General features: G+C 73.0%; 10 protein-coding genes. 2 read left to right on the top strand and 8 right to left on the bottom strand.

Going from position 1 to position 14,161, the window contains the following annotated elements; genetic code table 11:
- Positions 1-12 precede the first annotated feature (12 nt).
- Positions 13-993 (top strand): COX15/CtaA family protein, encoded by a 981-nt coding sequence (locus E9998_RS04820; RefSeq protein WP_136528575.1) that lies wholly within the window; start codon positions 13-15, stop codon positions 991-993.
- Positions 994-1,037: 44 nt separating this feature from the next.
- Here E9998_RS04820 and E9998_RS04815 read toward each other — a convergent pair whose 3' ends face one another.
- The 3 genes from E9998_RS04815 to E9998_RS04805 form a co-directional block, all read right to left on the bottom strand.
- Positions 1,038-1,514 carry a MerR family transcriptional regulator gene (locus E9998_RS04815; protein ID WP_136528574.1) on the bottom strand — a complete coding sequence of 159 codons (477 nt, stop codon included), beginning with the start codon at positions 1,512-1,514 and terminating at the stop codon, positions 1,038-1,040.
- A gap of 10 nt (positions 1,515-1,524) precedes the next feature.
- Positions 1,525-2,379, bottom strand: a complete 855-nt coding sequence (locus E9998_RS04810; protein ID WP_136528573.1) for an SDR family NAD(P)-dependent oxidoreductase — start codon at positions 2,377-2,379, stop codon at positions 1,525-1,527.
- Positions 2,380-2,487: 108 nt separating this feature from the next.
- Positions 2,488-4,962: an alpha-L-arabinofuranosidase C-terminal domain-containing protein gene (locus E9998_RS04805; RefSeq protein ID WP_136528572.1), complete on the bottom strand. Its 2,475-nt coding sequence runs from the start codon at positions 4,960-4,962 to the stop codon at positions 2,488-2,490.
- Between the two features lie 138 nt (positions 4,963-5,100).
- Between E9998_RS04805 and E9998_RS04800 the strand changes: the two genes are divergently transcribed.
- A complete protein-coding gene (locus tag E9998_RS04800) occupies positions 5,101-6,060 on the top strand; it encodes an ADP-ribosylglycohydrolase family protein (protein ID WP_136528571.1) in 960 nt (319 codons plus the stop codon).
- Between the two features lie 273 nt (positions 6,061-6,333).
- Here the strand turns inward: E9998_RS04800 and E9998_RS04795 are convergent, their stop codons facing one another.
- The 5 genes from E9998_RS04795 to E9998_RS04775 form a co-directional block, all read right to left on the bottom strand.
- Positions 6,334-7,485 carry an NAD(P)-dependent malic enzyme gene (locus tag E9998_RS04795; protein ID WP_136528570.1) on the bottom strand — a complete coding sequence of 384 codons (1,152 nt, stop codon included), beginning with the start codon at positions 7,483-7,485 and terminating at the stop codon, positions 6,334-6,336.
- 177 nt (positions 7,486-7,662) lie between these two features.
- Positions 7,663-9,618 carry a hypothetical protein gene (locus E9998_RS04790; RefSeq protein ID WP_136528569.1) on the bottom strand — a complete coding sequence of 652 codons (1,956 nt, stop codon included), beginning with the start codon at positions 9,616-9,618 and terminating at the stop codon, positions 7,663-7,665.
- Positions 9,619-9,646: 28 nt separating this feature from the next.
- On the bottom strand, positions 9,647-10,783 hold the full coding sequence (locus E9998_RS04785) for a VWA domain-containing protein (protein ID WP_192907045.1): 1,137 nt from the start codon (positions 10,781-10,783) through the stop codon (positions 9,647-9,649).
- A complete protein-coding gene (locus E9998_RS04780) occupies positions 10,780-13,074 on the bottom strand; it encodes a DUF5682 family protein (RefSeq protein ID WP_136528567.1) in 2,295 nt (764 codons plus the stop codon). The genes E9998_RS04785 and E9998_RS04780 overlap by 4 nt, the downstream gene beginning before the upstream one ends.
- A complete protein-coding gene (locus E9998_RS04775) occupies positions 13,071-14,156 on the bottom strand; it encodes an ATP-binding protein (RefSeq protein ID WP_136528566.1) in 1,086 nt (361 codons plus the stop codon). The genes E9998_RS04780 and E9998_RS04775 overlap by 4 nt, the downstream gene beginning before the upstream one ends.
- Positions 14,157-14,161 lie beyond the last annotated feature (5 nt).

The raw sequence follows: 14,161 nt of genomic DNA, 5'->3' as shown, positions 1-14,161 counted from the left end.
TAGATTCGCGGCGTGAAGCTCTTGCAGCGGTGGTTCGGACAGCCCAAGGCGATTCGGCGGTGGGCGTTCGCCAGCGTGATCGCGAACGTCGGCATCATCGTGACCGGCGGCGCGGTGCGCCTGACCGAGTCCGGCCTGGGCTGCCCGGAGTGGCCCAAGTGCACCGCCGACTCCCTCACCACGACCCCTGAGATGGGGATCTACGGGGTGATCGAGTTCGGGAACCGGGTGCTGACGTTCGCCCTGGTGGCGGTCGCGCTGGGCGCGCTGCTGGCGGCGTGGCTGCGGATTCCGCGGCGGACCTCGCTGGTGCGGCTCGCGGTGCTGGGGATGCTGTACGTCCCGGTGCAGGCGATCATCGGCGGGATCACGGTATGGACGAACCTGAACCCGTGGGTGGTGGGCCTGCACTTCCTGGCCTCGATCCCGCTGGTCGCGCTGTCGGTGGCGCTGTACGCGCGCTCGGGCGAGCCGGACGGCGAGGTGGTCGAGCTGGTGCCGCGCGCGGTGGTGCTGCTGGGCCGCGGGATCGTGGGGGTCGCGTTCGCGGTGATCGTGCTCGGCGTGGTGGTGACCGGTTCGGGTCCGCACGCGGGCGACGCCGACACGCCGCGCAACGGGATGGACCCGGCGCTGATGTCGCAGCTCCACGCGGACGCGGTGTGGCTGCTGCTGGGCCTGACGGTGGCGCTCATCGCCGCGCTCCACGCGGTGAAGGCGCCGCTCGCCGCGCGGCGTGTCGCTTACGCGCTGCTGGCGGTGGAGCTCTCCCAGGGCGTCATCGGCTACGTCCAGTACTACCTCGACCTGCCCGAGCTCCTGGTGGGCCTGCACATGCTCGGCGCGGGCGTGCTGTGGGTGGCCGCGGTCGCGGTGCCCTTCAGTCTGCGCCGCCGCGAACCGAGCGTCGAGGCGGTGCCGCTGCACTACGAGATCCACGGCGAGCGCGAGGGCGACGTCATCGTGGAGCGCGAGCCCGAGCCGGCCGCGTAGACGAGACTGCCGGACGGCCCCGGGCATTCGCCCGGGGCCGTTCGTCATTCCGGGGATTCGGGGGCGGCCTCGCCGCCGTAGGCGGCGATCTTGAACTCGGTGGCGGCGAGGGAGAGCGTGAGTTCGCGGATGCGGCGGCGCACGGTGTCGCGGTGCTCGATGAGCATGTCGAGTCGCTCGGGCACGGTGTGGGCGCCCGCGTCGACCAGGGCGATGTAGTGCTGGAGGTCGCGCATCGGCATGCCGGACAGGCGCATCCGGGTGAGGAACACGAGGCGGCGCACGGCGGCGGTGTCGTAGACGCGGTGGCCGAGGGCGTCGCGGGCGACCGCGATGAGCCCGGCGCGCTCGTAGTACCGGAGCGTGTGGGCCGAGACGTCGAGGAGGTCGGCGGCCTCGGCGATCGTCATGGACTCGGGGACGTCGGCCGGGTCGGTGAGGCGGCGGATCGCCTCGGCCGAGACCGGGCCGCCGTCGCCGAGCGATGCGAGCGCCCGCGCCAGGAGTTCGTCGGTGGCCATGGTCCGAACCCTAGACCGGGCGGACGGAGGGGGCCACTCCGTCGAAGTCGGCACTGCGGGCGAGGTCGGCGAGGCGTTCGATCTCGGCGAGGCCGGTGCGGTGGGCGGCGCTCAGGCGCAGGACCGCTTCGGCGCCCAGCGGGAGCCGGAGCGGGAGCTCGTCACCGCTCACCAGGTCGGCGATGATACGGGCGGCCTTGTCGGGGTCCCCTTCCTGGCGTCCGTCCACTCCGGCCATGTCGGCGCGGACGGCGGCGAGGCCGTCGCCGTAGGCTTCGGCGGCCTCGGCGAACTCGAGCGATCCGTGGAAGCCGGTGCGGAAGCGGCTGGGCTCGACGATCATGACGCGGACCCCGAAGGGCGCCACTTCGCCGGCGAGGGACTCTGACCAGCCTTCGAGGGCGAACTTGGAGGCGGAGTAGGCCGAGACGCCGGGGAAGGAGATGCGGCCGCCCTGGCTGCTCATCTGGACGATCGTGCCGCGGCCCTGGGCGCGCATGGCGGGCAGGGCTGCGCGGACGAGGGCGGCGGGCCCGAAGAGGTGGAGGTCCATCTGGTCGCGCAGTCGCCGGTCGCCGACCTCTTCGACGGCGCCGACGACCGCGCCTCCGGCGTTGTTGACGAGGACGTCGATGCGGCCGAAGCGGTCGAGGGCGGCTTGGGCGAGGCCGGGGGCGGCCTCGGTGTCGGTGACGTCGAAGGCGACGGCGGCGAGGCGGTCGGGGTGGACGGTGGTGAGGTCGTCCAGTCCCGCGGGGTCGCGGACGGCGGCGACCACGTTGTGGCCGGTGGCGAGTACGGCGGCGGCGAGGGAGCGGCCGAGGCCGCGGTTCGCGCCGGTGATGACCCAGGTCTCCTGCTGCATGGGGACGACGCTATGGCTTCGAGCGCGCTCGAACGCAAACCATTGTGGCAGGGGTCATGGGGGCGGCCCCGGAACGGGTTCCGGGGCCGCCTCGCTGGCACTGCTTTATCAATGGCGGCCTTGGGGTTTGAGGGTGATGAAGGTGACGGAGTAGGGCTCGAACTCGTAGGTGAACTCGTTGCCGAGGCCGCGGACCTGTTCGGTGACGGGGTAGGCAACCTGCTCCTCGCCGAGGAGGTTGTCGCAGGCGGGGTCGCAGGCGATGGTGGTGACCTCGGCCTTGTCCTTGAGGGTGCGACCGTCCAGGTTCACGTCGGTGGTCATAGCGCGGTCCTGGGCGTTGACGACCTTGAGGGTGATCTCGCCGGTGCGCTCGTCGCGGGTGACGACCTGGTAGAGCGGTTCGATCTGCTGCTCGTCGACGACGCTGAAGGCCTCGACGCCGTCGACGTAGCCGGTGATGGTGCGGCCGGAGACCTCGATCTTGAGGTCGTAGGTTCGGCCGGTCTCGATGACGGTGTCGTGGTTGACGAGGGTGGACTTGCCGCCGCCGGTGGCCTTCTCGACCGCGGAGGTGGTGTTGTTCCAGCCGCCGAGGTTCCACCAGTAGTAGTCGCCGGTGCCCTGGACGCCGAACATGACGAGGAAGCCCTCGCTGCCGGCGGTCTTGGTGGCCTGGAGCTCGAGGGTGTAGTTCGACCAGTCGGCCGAGCCGGCGGTGCTGCGGGCGTCCTCGACCAGGGCGGTCTGGCTGTAGGCGCCGTCGGCGGCCTCCCAGACGCCGGCGGTGTTGCCGCCGACGGTCCAGTCGGCGGCGCCGTCGGCGAAGTCGTCGGCGAAGAGCGGGGCGCCGTCGGCGCCGGTCACGGTGACGTCGTCGTAGGTCGCGGCGGTGTTCCAGGTGGCGAGGCCGATGCCGCCCGCGATGTCCGGGGAGGCGATCGGGGAGGCGTCCAGGGTGGATGCCAGGACCTCGTCGCCGGCGTTGTTCGCGAACAGGTGCTGCACCTCGTAGCTGGCGGATTTCACCGTGCGGTGGTTGTCGAACCAGATCATGTCGGGCGCCCAGTCGACGTAGTCGATGTTGGACAGGAGCGGGGCGTAGGAGGCCATGTCGACCACGTCGCCGTTGCGTTCGATGCCGGTGAGGTAGGAGGCCTCGGAGAGGGCGCTCCACCAGGTGTTGGAGCGGGAGGCGTACTCGCCGACGAAGACGTGCGGGCCCTGCCGGTCGTAGGAGTCGTAGCGCTCGTTGTTGGAGAAGAACCACTCCGGCGAGTTGTAGTAGTGCTCGTCGACGAGGTCGGCGCCCTGCTCGCGGGCGAACTCCCAACTGCGGTCGAACACGTCGCCGGTGTCGTCCACACCGGAGTTCGCGACGATCTCGATGTCGGGGTAGGCCTCGCGGATCGCGTCCTGGAACGCCGGGTAGTTGGCGTAGTACTGCTCCTTGTACTCCTCGTTGCCGAGGCCGATCTTCTCCAGGCCGAAGGGCTTGCGGTGGCCCATCGAGGCGCGCACCGAGCCCCATTCGGAGGTGACGGGGCCGTTGGCGAACTCGATCAGGTCGAGCGTGTCCTGGACCCAGCGGTCGAGTTCTTCGGGGTCGGTGATCTCGGCCGAGTCGCCGCAGCCGGTCACGCCGACGGGGACGACCGGGAGCGGTTCGGCGCCGATGTCCTCGGCGAACTGGAAGTACTCGAAGTACCCGAGGCCGTAGGACTGGTTGTAGCCCCAGAAGTTGTGGTTGGTCGGGCGCTCCTCGACGGGGCCGACGGTGTCCTTCCAGTTGTAGGCCCGCTCGCGGCTGTCGGGGTCGAAGGAGCCGGTGTTGACGATGCAGCCGCCCGGGAAGCGCAGGAAGCCGGGGTCGAGGTCGGCGATGAGTTCGGCGAGGTCGGCGCGGAGGCCGTTCTCGCGGCCCCTGTAGGTGTCCTCGGGGAAGAGGGAGACCATGTCGAGGTCGGCCGCGCCGGTGGTCGTGACGGCGAGTCGGCCCGTGGTGGCGTCGGCGTCGGCGGTCAGCTCCGCCTCGTACCGCTTCCACTGGCCGTTGCCCTTGACGCGGATCTTCTCGGTGGCGGAGAGGGGGTTCCCGTCGGCGTCGAGGAGGGCGACGCGCAGTTCGGTCGGGGCGTCGGCGCTCGCCCAGACGCTGAGGTCGTAGTCGTCGCCGTCGGCGAAGGCCATGCCGGTGTTGTAGCCCGCGTTGACGATCGCGGTGCCGGCGGCGGCGCTGAGGTAGGAGGGGTTGGCGTCGTTGAGGGGGTGCTCGTCGGCGACGGCGGCCGTGCCGGTGACCTGCCAGGCGGTCAGCGGGTGGTAGGAGCCCTCGTCGGCGGCGCTGAACTCAAAGGAACGGTTCTGGACGAGCTCGGCATAGAGGCCGCCGTCGGCGGCGTGGTTGATGTCCTCGTAGAACAGGCCGTAGAGCTCGTCGGAGATGGCGGTGGCGTCGGAGAGGTCGACGTCGATGCGCGCGTCGGCGTCCTGGGCCGCGGCCTCAGAGGCGGTGAGGGAGGAGATCGCGACGGCCGCGGCGGCGGCCAGGGTCACGGCTCTCGTGCTGGTCGGAAACTTCATCGACTCCCGTTCCTTTGCGGAGGAAGGTGTTGAAACATGTCAATGCATTGTGCATGTTAACGGTCACTCAGTCAAGCGGCGGCCCACGGCGGCCTCGCGGACGAGGCCCCGCCGGCGCGCGGCCCCTAGAATCCGGGTGTGACACAAGCGATTTCGCGGCGCGACCGCGTCTTGGGCTGCCTGGTCGGCGGCGCGGTGGGCGACGCCCTCGGCTACCAGGTGGAGTTCGACCACATCGACACGATCACGCGGGCCTGGGGTCCCGAGGGCGTCACCGACCTGCGGTACAACCACGTCTCCGACGACACGCAGATGACCCTCTTCACCGCCGAGGGCCTGCTCGACGCCGAGGCCGGCGGCGAGTTCGGCTCGGTGCGGGAGGCCTATCTGCGCTGGTACGCCACGCAGAAGGAGTACATGCCGCCCGCGGGCGCCCGCGGACTCGCCGCCGAACCGTGGCTGTACGCGCGCCGCGCCCCCGGCAACGCCTGCCTCTCGGGACTGCGCGAAGGCGGCGGGCCGGGCGTCAACATGAACTCCAAGGGCTGCGGCACCGTCATGCGCTCGGCGCCCTTCGGCGTCCTCGCCCCCTCCCCCGTCGCCGCCTTCGGACTCGCCGAGCGGTGCTCGGCGCTGACCCACGGGCACCCGACGGCGGGGACTTCGGCAGGCGCGTTCGCGATGATCGTCGCGCACCTGCTCGACGGCAAGGGCCCGCAGCTCGCCGTGTCCGAAGCGATGCTGCACCTGGGGAACGCGCCCGGCGGCGAGGAGACCCTGCGGGCGCTCCAGGGCGCCTACGAGCGGGCCGGGAACGTGCCGCCCGCCCCGGCCTCGACGGAGGCGCTCGGCGGGGGCTGGATCGCCGAGGAGGCGCTGGCGATCGCCGTCTACTGCTTCCTCGGTACCGACGACGTGCGCGCCGGGCTCGTCGCCTCCGTCAGCCACAGCGGCGACTCCGACTCCACCGGCGCGATCCTCGGCAACCTCTACGGCGCCGCCTACGGCCTCGGCGCGCTGCCGCGGGAGTGGGCCTCGCAGGTCGAGGGCCGGGAGACGATAGCGGCGGTCGCCGAGCGCCTCATCGCACGCGGATGACGACGGGACCGCTTGCAGCGCAAGCGGTCCCTATATTCGAACGAGGCCGCGACCGGCCGGGACGGGCCGGAGCGGACTCAGGTGTCGTACCCGCGCGGCAGGGTTGTTGCCGGGGACCCATCGATGTCCGTTTTGCCCGGACTCTCCGTTCACCTTTCCGATCGCCGTATCGGCGGCCCGGGCGCACCGCGATGTCGTACCCGCGGGGCAGGGTTGGAACCGGGGGCCCATCGATGTCCGATTTGCCGGGACCCTCCGTTCACGTTTCCCTGGCTAGGCCGCGGCCTTGACCGCGGCGGCCACCGCCGGGGCGACCCTCGGGTCCAGCGGCGAGGGGACGATGCGGTCGGGCGCGAGGTCCTCGGCGGCGATGTCGGCGATGGCGCGGGCGGCGGCGAGCTTCATGTCCTCGGTGATCTGCGGGGCGCCCGCGTCGAGGGCGCCGCGGAAGATCCCGGGGAAGGCCAGCACGTTGTTGATCTGGTTCGGGTAGTCGCTGCGCCCGGTCGCCACGATCGCGGCGTGGCGGGCGGCCACCTCCGGGTCGACCTCGGGGGTCGGGTTGGCGAGCGCGAACACGATCGCGTTCTCGGCCATGCCTTCGAGAGCCGATTCGGCGATGCGCCCGCCCGAGACGCCGACGAGCACGTCGGCGCCGCGCAGGGCGGCGGCCACGTCGCCGGTGCGCCCGTCGCGGTTGGTGCGCTCGGCGAGGCGCTCCTTGACCGGGTTGAGGCGTCCGCGGCCCCGGTGGATGATCCCGGTCGAGTCGCACACGATGACGTCGCCGACCCCGGCCTCGGTGAGGATCTTGGCGATGGCGACGCCCGCGGCGCCGGCGCCGACGATCGTCACCGCGAGGTCCTCGGCGCGCCGGTCCTGGAGGCGCAGCGCGTTGGTGAGCGCGGCGAGCACGACCACGGCGGTGCCGTGCTGGTCGTCGTGGAAGACCGGGATGTCCAACAGGGCCTTGAGGCGGTCCTCGATGTCGAAGCAGCGCGGGGCGCTGATGTCCTCCAGGTTGATCCCGCCGAAGGAGGGCGCGATGGCGGCGACGGCGGCCACGATCGCGTCGGGGTCCTTGGTGTCCAGGCAGATCGGGACGGCGTCGACGTCGGCGAACTCGCGGAAGAGGGCGGCCTTGCCCTCCATGACCGGCAGGGAGGCCGCGGGCCCGATGTCCCCGAGGCCGAGGACGGCGGTGCCGTCGGTGACGACGGCGACCAGGTTCGAGCGCCAGGTGTGCGTGCGCGCCAGGGAGACGTCGGCGGCGATGGCCTCGCAGACCCGGGCGACGCCGGGCGTGTAGGCGACCGAGAGGTCCTCGCGGCTCCCGAGGGGGACGGTGGTCGAAGTGCGGAGTTTCCCGCCCCGGTGGGCGAGGAAGATCGGGTCTTGCAGGTCGATCACGGTTGGAGATGGCATGGAAAGCCTCATTGCTTCGATGTCGATCGCCGACTCTGCGGACGCGGGGCGTATGGCCCCGCCGGGGATACGAGCGGCCGGCGGCTCCGGCCCGCGGGCTTATGACCCGCCTCCTGCACCGCCTCTACCGGCTCACGGCGCGCGTGCGGCGCCGTGAGCGGAGTACCCGGAGACCGGTCAGTGTAGCTCAGCGGTGACCTGTATCCGGACGGCGGCGGCCGTCCAGGCGGTCCGTTTCGCGTCCTCGTCGTCCTCCCCCAACGCTTTGGACAGTTGGACGAAATCTGTTGCGGCCCTTTGGAGTCCGACCCGGTGCAGTTGGGCGGCGGCGGCCTCGGCGCGGGCGCGCGAGGGCTCGCGCGAGCGCCGCAGGCCCTGGTGCGCGAGGTCCGCGCAGACGGTCGTCGCGGCCTCGATCGCGGCGGCCACTGGGTCGGTCGCGCCCGCGCCCTCCCCCGCGGCGGCGAGGTCGGCCGAGTCGTCCCCGGGCGCGAAGTCGGGCACGACCGGGCCGTCGGCGGTGAGGATCGCGGTGGGCTCGACGATGAGCTCCCCGCGGTGGCGGCTGACGTGCCCGGCGACCGCGAGTGGCTCCCCGGCGAGGGCCTTCTCGGCCGCTTCGAGCGCGCCGGGCGCGGCGGCGCGGTGCTGCACGCGCAGCCGGGCGCTGCCGCCGCCGGGGGCGGTGACGACCGCTTCGAGGCACTGCGAGGCGGGGTCGTAACCGAGGCTCTCGACCGACTCGATCGCGACGACCCGCAGGGACTCGGCGGCGACGCGCGGGCGCACCAGGCCAGGCGGCAGGTCGGCGAGTTCGGCGGCGAGCGCGTCGAGGTCGGTGGCGCGCAGGGAGGGCGGCAGGTCGTTCCAGGCGAGGCCGAGCGGCAGCACCTGGGTCTTGGCGAGGCGGCCGGTGCCGAGTTTGAGCGCGCGGGCGGCGGTGCGCGTGGCGGCCTCGGTGACGGTGTTCCCGGCGGCGAGGGTGCCGATCCGGCATCCGGCGATGCGGCGGGCCGCGAGGTCGGCGCCGGTGAGCGGCGCGTCCTCGGGGACGGGCCATTCGCGCTGGATGGCAAGGACCATGCCGGTCTCGGGCTGGGCGAAGTACAGCTCCAGGGTGCGGTCGTCGCCGTCGGTGCCGACGCGGGCGCCGAGGCCGGTGAGGCGCACGAGCTGGAGCGGGGTCGCGTCGGCCTCCTCGCTGCCGAGGATCTGCGCGCTCGGGGTGCCGCCGGGGTGGCGGGCGGCGCGGGCGCGGGCGGGCAGTTCGGCCAGGAGCGAGGCCAGGCGCAGCGGATCGTAGGCGGCGGAGCGGTCCTCGTAGCGCTGGAGCTGGTCGATGAGGTCGTTGACGGCGCCGGCGGGCCAGTGGGCGCGGCGGCGGGTGAGGGCCTTGGACTCGCGTTGGAGTGCGGCGCGCAGGACCGCGTCCGCGCCGTCGACGCCGTCGAGGAGGACCTGCCCGGCGAGCTTGAGGGCCTCGGCGAGGTCGCCTTCGGCGCTGGAGCCGCCGACCGAGACGGTGGCGGCGCCTTCGGCCTCGGCCTCGCGGAAGGCCCAGACGGCGAGGACGACGGCGACGGCGCGGGCGGGCCCGGTGGCGTCGGTGTGGACGTAGCCGAGGCCGGGGACGAGGAAGGAGACGGTGGCGGCGGGCAGTTCGGCGACCGCGGGCCGGTCGGGTCCGGGCCAGACCAGGCGGGCGGTGTACCCGGCGCGGCGGGTGGTCTCGGCGGCCTTGAGCGCGTGGTGGCCGAGGGCCTCGCGGAGCTGGTCGTCGGTGATGGCGGCCGGGGTCGCGGGCGGTTCCTCAAGGGCCGCTTCGGGGGCGGGCGTCCCGTCCTCGGCGGGCGCGTCGGCGTGGTCGCGCTGGTAGGCGAGGACCGCGCCGATGCGGTGGCGGCACTTGCCGGTCGCCCCGCAGGTGCAGGTGGCGGTTTCGAGGCCGCCTTCGGCGCCGAGCACGGCGCGGGCGCCGTCGGGGAAGTCGGCGGTGAGCGTGCCGTCGTCGGCGAGCGAGACGGTCGGGACGGCCCCGGCGTCGAGGTCTTTGGCGGCGCGCTTGACGAGGCCGCGGTTGGCGAGGGCCGCCAGCGCGTCGGGGGTCAGCGCGAGGAGGTCGGTGCGGGTCACTGGGTGCACTCCATCCGGGGGCGGGCGGTCATGTGCCGAGGCGCTCTGCGACGAATTCGACCAGGTGGGAGGGGGTCATGGCGCCGATGTGGGCGCCTTGGGCGGCGAGCCGTCCGGCCATCTCGCGGTCGTAGACGGGGTTCGCCTCCTCGTCGAGCGCGGCGAGGCCGAGCACCTGGGTGCCCTGCTGGCACAGCTGCTTGACGGTGTGGACGAGGCGGTTGGCGTTGCCGCCCTCGTAGAAGTCGGTGATGAGGGCGACGATGGAGCGCCGGGGGTTCTCGATGAGCCCGGCCGCGTAGTCGACGGCCTTGGCGATGTCGGTGCCGCCGCCGAGCTGGACCTTCATGAGCAGCTCGACCGGGTCGTCCACTTCGGAGGTCATGTCGACCACGGAGGTGTCGAAGGCGACGAGGTGGGTCTTGAGGCCCGGGAGGGCGTACAGGCACGCGGCGGTGACCGCCGAGTGGATCACCGAGCTGGTCATGGAGCCGGACTGGTCGACCAGGAGCACCAGCTGCCACTGCTCCAGGCGTTTGGAGGTGCGCGAGTGGAAGTGCGGGCGCTCGATGGCGACGCGCCGCTCCTCGGGCCGGTAGTGCTTGAGGTTGCCTTGCAGCGTCCGCTTGAGGTCGAAGTCGCGGGCGCGGCGGTGGCGGCTGGGGCGGCGGTTGCGGCTGCCGGTGAAGACGGTGCGGACCTCGACCGAGAGCTTCTCGACCAGGCGGCGCACGACCTCCTCCACGATGCGGCGGGCCGCGGCGAGCACCTGCGGGTTCATCAGGTGCTTGGTGCGCAGGACCGCTTTGAGCAGCGCCGGGTTCGGTTCGATCCGGGCGAGGACGTCGGGGTCGGTGAGCACGTCGTGGATCTCGTAGCGCTCCACGGCGTCCCGTTCGAGGCGCTCGATCGTCTCCTTGGGGAAGAGCCGGTGGATGCCGTCGAGCCAGTCGATAGTCGTGAGGATGGAGGGTTCGTCGCCGCCGCCTCGGTCGCCACGGGCGCCGCCGCGACGCACGTCGCGTTTGCCGAGGTCGTCGCCGCGGCTGTAGAGCCAGTCGAGGGCGGCGTCGCGCGCGGCATTCTCGGGGCCGAGCCCGCCGGTGTGGCGTTCGGCGGCGGGCCCGAGGATGAGCCGCCAGCGTTCCAGGTCGGCGCCCATCAGGACTCCCCTCCGAAGTGCAGGTGTTCGCGTTCGAGGACGGCGTCGACGCGCGCTTCGAGCGCCATCGCGGCCGCCGTGGTGAGCGGGTCGACGTCGAGGCGGGCGGTCAGCGCGTACGCGTCGCCGCCGCCGCGCGCCGAGACGATCCGCTCGGCGATCTGGCCGCGCTCGCGCGGCGGGAACATGCCGAAGGCCTGCCGCAGCGCGGGCAGGGCCACGAGGAACTCGTCCTCGGTGAGGGCGCCGACGAGGTCGTCCACGGCGGCCACGACGCCCTGCTCCTCGGCGATGACCTCTTCGCGGGCGACGGCGAACAGGCCCGAGAGCCAGTCGCCGAGCCGGTCGGGGCTCGCGGCCCCTTCGGCGGCGGCCGCGGCGTCGGTCGGGGCGCCGAAGGTCCAGGCGAGGCCGAGGGCGGCGCCGCGCAGGTCCGGCGGGGCCTGCGGGTCGAGCGCGATCCGGTCGGCCGAGCGGGTGACCCATTCGGCGGTCGGGGCCAGGTCGGGGGCGTGCCGGACGGCGTCGCGCAGCGCGCACAGCGCTTGCAGGCGGCCGAGGTCGGCCGGTCCGGGCGCGGCGTGCAGGCCTTCGACGAGCCACAGGACGCGGTCGCAGCAGGCGGTGATGACGGCCGCGTAGAGGTCGGAGCCCGCGGTCCCGAAGAGGTGGTCGTGGCGCCACAGCGCCAGGGCCGCACCGAGGGCTCGCCCGACGGCGGCCACGTCGCCGCTGTCGGCGACGGCGGCCTCCACGGCCGTCCCGATGCTGTCGGTCAGGTGCGCGCGCCCGCACAGGGCGGCGTCGAAGAGGAGGCCCGCGAGCGCGTTGAGGTCGTCGGCGCCGTCGAGGCGCTGCTCCAGGACGGTCTGGGCGGCGTCGCCGAGGGTCGCGCCGAGGGCGCCGGCCTCGATGAGCGAGGGGAGCCGGTCGGTGTGCGGTCGCAGGGTCCAGTGCTCTTCGGCGGTCACGTCGGCGCCCGCGGCGGGGCCGGAGTTGCGCGAGACGCCCGGCAGCGCGAGCAGCCGCAGGCAGTGCAGGGCGCGGCTGCGTTCGAGGTCGCGGGGTTTGACGAGGTCGAGCCGGAGGTCGCCGTCCTTGTCGAGGCCGAGCCGTTCGAGTTCGGCCTGCGCGTCGGCCACGAGGGGCGGGGCGGGCGTGGCGGGGTGGAGGCGCCCGACGCGTCCGCCGGTGAGGGCGGCGGTCATCTCGACGACGACGGGGTGGGTGCCGGGGGTGAGGGTGCCGCGGCGGGTCCACGGCAGCGGCTGTTCGAGGTCGTCGCTGATGAGGGCGCTGGCGAGGCCGTCGAGGAGGTCGGTGCGGCCGGGGCGGTGGTGGCCGCGCAGGCGCGCGAGGCCGTCGGTGAGGCTGCGGGCGCCGATGAGGTCCGAAGTGGAGACGTGGATGCCCTTGGAGCGCAGGCGCATGGTGATGCGCTGGACGAGGGAGGCCGCGGCGGGACCGGGCCCCTGCTCCCACAGCTGCTGGTAGTACTCGGGCGAGGGCATACCGGACTGGTAGCCGCCGAAGGAGTCGAGGCGCTTGAACGAGTAGGGCACCAGGAAGCCGCCGACCTCGGTGCCCTCCGGGGGGCTGGGGATCTCGGGGGGCTCGGCGGTGCCCGTGGCCGCGAGGCGGCGCAGGGCGGGGGCGTGGAAGCCGCCGCAGACGACCAGGACGGGCCCGTCGTGCTCGGCGAGGGCGGCGCGGATCCAGGCGGCCATGTGGGCTTCGCGGGCGGTGTCGGACGCGCTGGCGTCCACGGCGTCCTCGCCTTCGCCGCGGATGATGTCGAAGTACTGGTCGAGGCGCGCTTCGAGGCGGTCGGTGTCGGCGATCTCGACGAGGTGGTCCCACAGGGCGTCGGTGTTGTCGACGGCGAAGGCGCGGCAGAGCCGGTCGGTGGCGTCGGTGTAGCGCCGTTCGGCGTCGGAGTAGCGGTTCTCGATCCCCGAGAAGGCGTCGTGCCAGGCGGGGAGGTCGATGAACCGCACGTCGGCGCCGATGCGGCGGCCTTCGGTGAGCGCGGCCCACTCGGGCGAGTAGTCGCACAGCGGGGTCCAGGAGCGGCGCACGGCGAGGTCGGTGCTGGCGTACGAGTAGATCGCCACGGGCAGTTCGTGTTCGAGGGCGAGTTCGTCGAGCCGGTCGTTGAAGTCGGCGGGGCCCTCGATGAGGACGGCGGCGGGCCGGAGCGCTTCGATCCGGTCGGCCACGAGGCGCGCGCAGGCGGGCGAGTGGTGCCGTACGCCTTGGACGTGGAGGCGGTCGGTCAACGTGTCGGCGGTCATCCCGGCAGCAGGTTCCGCGCCTGGTAGAGCGAGGCCCAGTGCGGGCCCTTGCGCTGGGGGGCCTTCTGTTCGAGGTAGCGGCGCAGGCGCGCGAGGTCTTCGGCGCTGTCCTTGGCGGCGGCGCCGGCCATGCAGTCGACGATGTCCCCGGCCTCGGCCTCGCCGCCGCGCAGGTACCAGGCCTTGATGCCCACGGCGTGGGCGACGGAGACGGCCTCGGCGGTGGACATGACGGCCTGGGGTCGGCCCTGGGTGTCGCCCGAGCGCAGGTCGCGGAAGACCTTGACGAGGACGGCGAGCACGTCGCGCGAGGGCGGGACGGGGACGCCGGAGCGGGCCAGCGCGTTGGCGGCCTCGTGTTCGACGAGGTCGAGTTCGGTGTCGAAGTCGGCGATGGGGAAGACGGTCTCGAAGTTGAAGCGGCGCTTGAGGGCGGCGCTCATCTCGTTGACGCCGCGGTCGCGGGTGTTGGCGGTGGCGATGATGTTGAAGCCCTCGCGGGCGAAGACCATCGAGTCGCCTTCGAGTTCGGGGACGGCGAGGACGCGGTCGGAGAGGGGCGAGAGGAGGGAGTCCTGGACTTCGAGGGGGCAGCGGGTGATCTCTTCGAAGCGGACGACGCGGCCTTCGGCCATGCCCTGGAGGAGGGGGGCGGGGACGAGGGCGCGCTGGGTCGGGCCTTCGGAGACGAGCAGGGAGTAGTTCCAGGAGTAGGCGATCTGGTCTTCGGTGGTGGAGGCGCCGCCTTGGATGGTGAGGGTGGAGTCGCCGGAGACGGCGGCGGCGATGAGTTCGGAGAGGAGGGACTTGGCGGTGCCGGGTTCGCCGACGAGCATGAGGCCGCGGTTGGTGGCGAGGGTGACGAGGGCGCGGTCGATGAGCGAGGGGTCGCCGACGAACTTCCTGGTGATGCCGCGGGATTCGTCGCCGACGACGAAGGTGCGGGCGGCCTGGAGGCTGAGGGCCCATCCGGGCGGGCGGGGGGCGTCGTCTTCGGCGGCGAGTTTGGCGAGTTCATCGGCGTAGCGGCGCTCGGCGGGCGGGCGCTGGAGGCGGGGTTCGGCGGTGGTCGTGTCGCTCATGGGTG

This window comes from Glycomyces paridis, assembly GCF_004912155.1.
In the GTDB taxonomy this organism is placed as follows: Bacteria; Actinomycetota; Actinomycetes; order Mycobacteriales; family Micromonosporaceae; genus Glycomyces; species Glycomyces paridis.
Note: the sequence above shows the minus strand (reverse complement) of the source record. Positions and strands in the feature narration are given on the sequence as shown.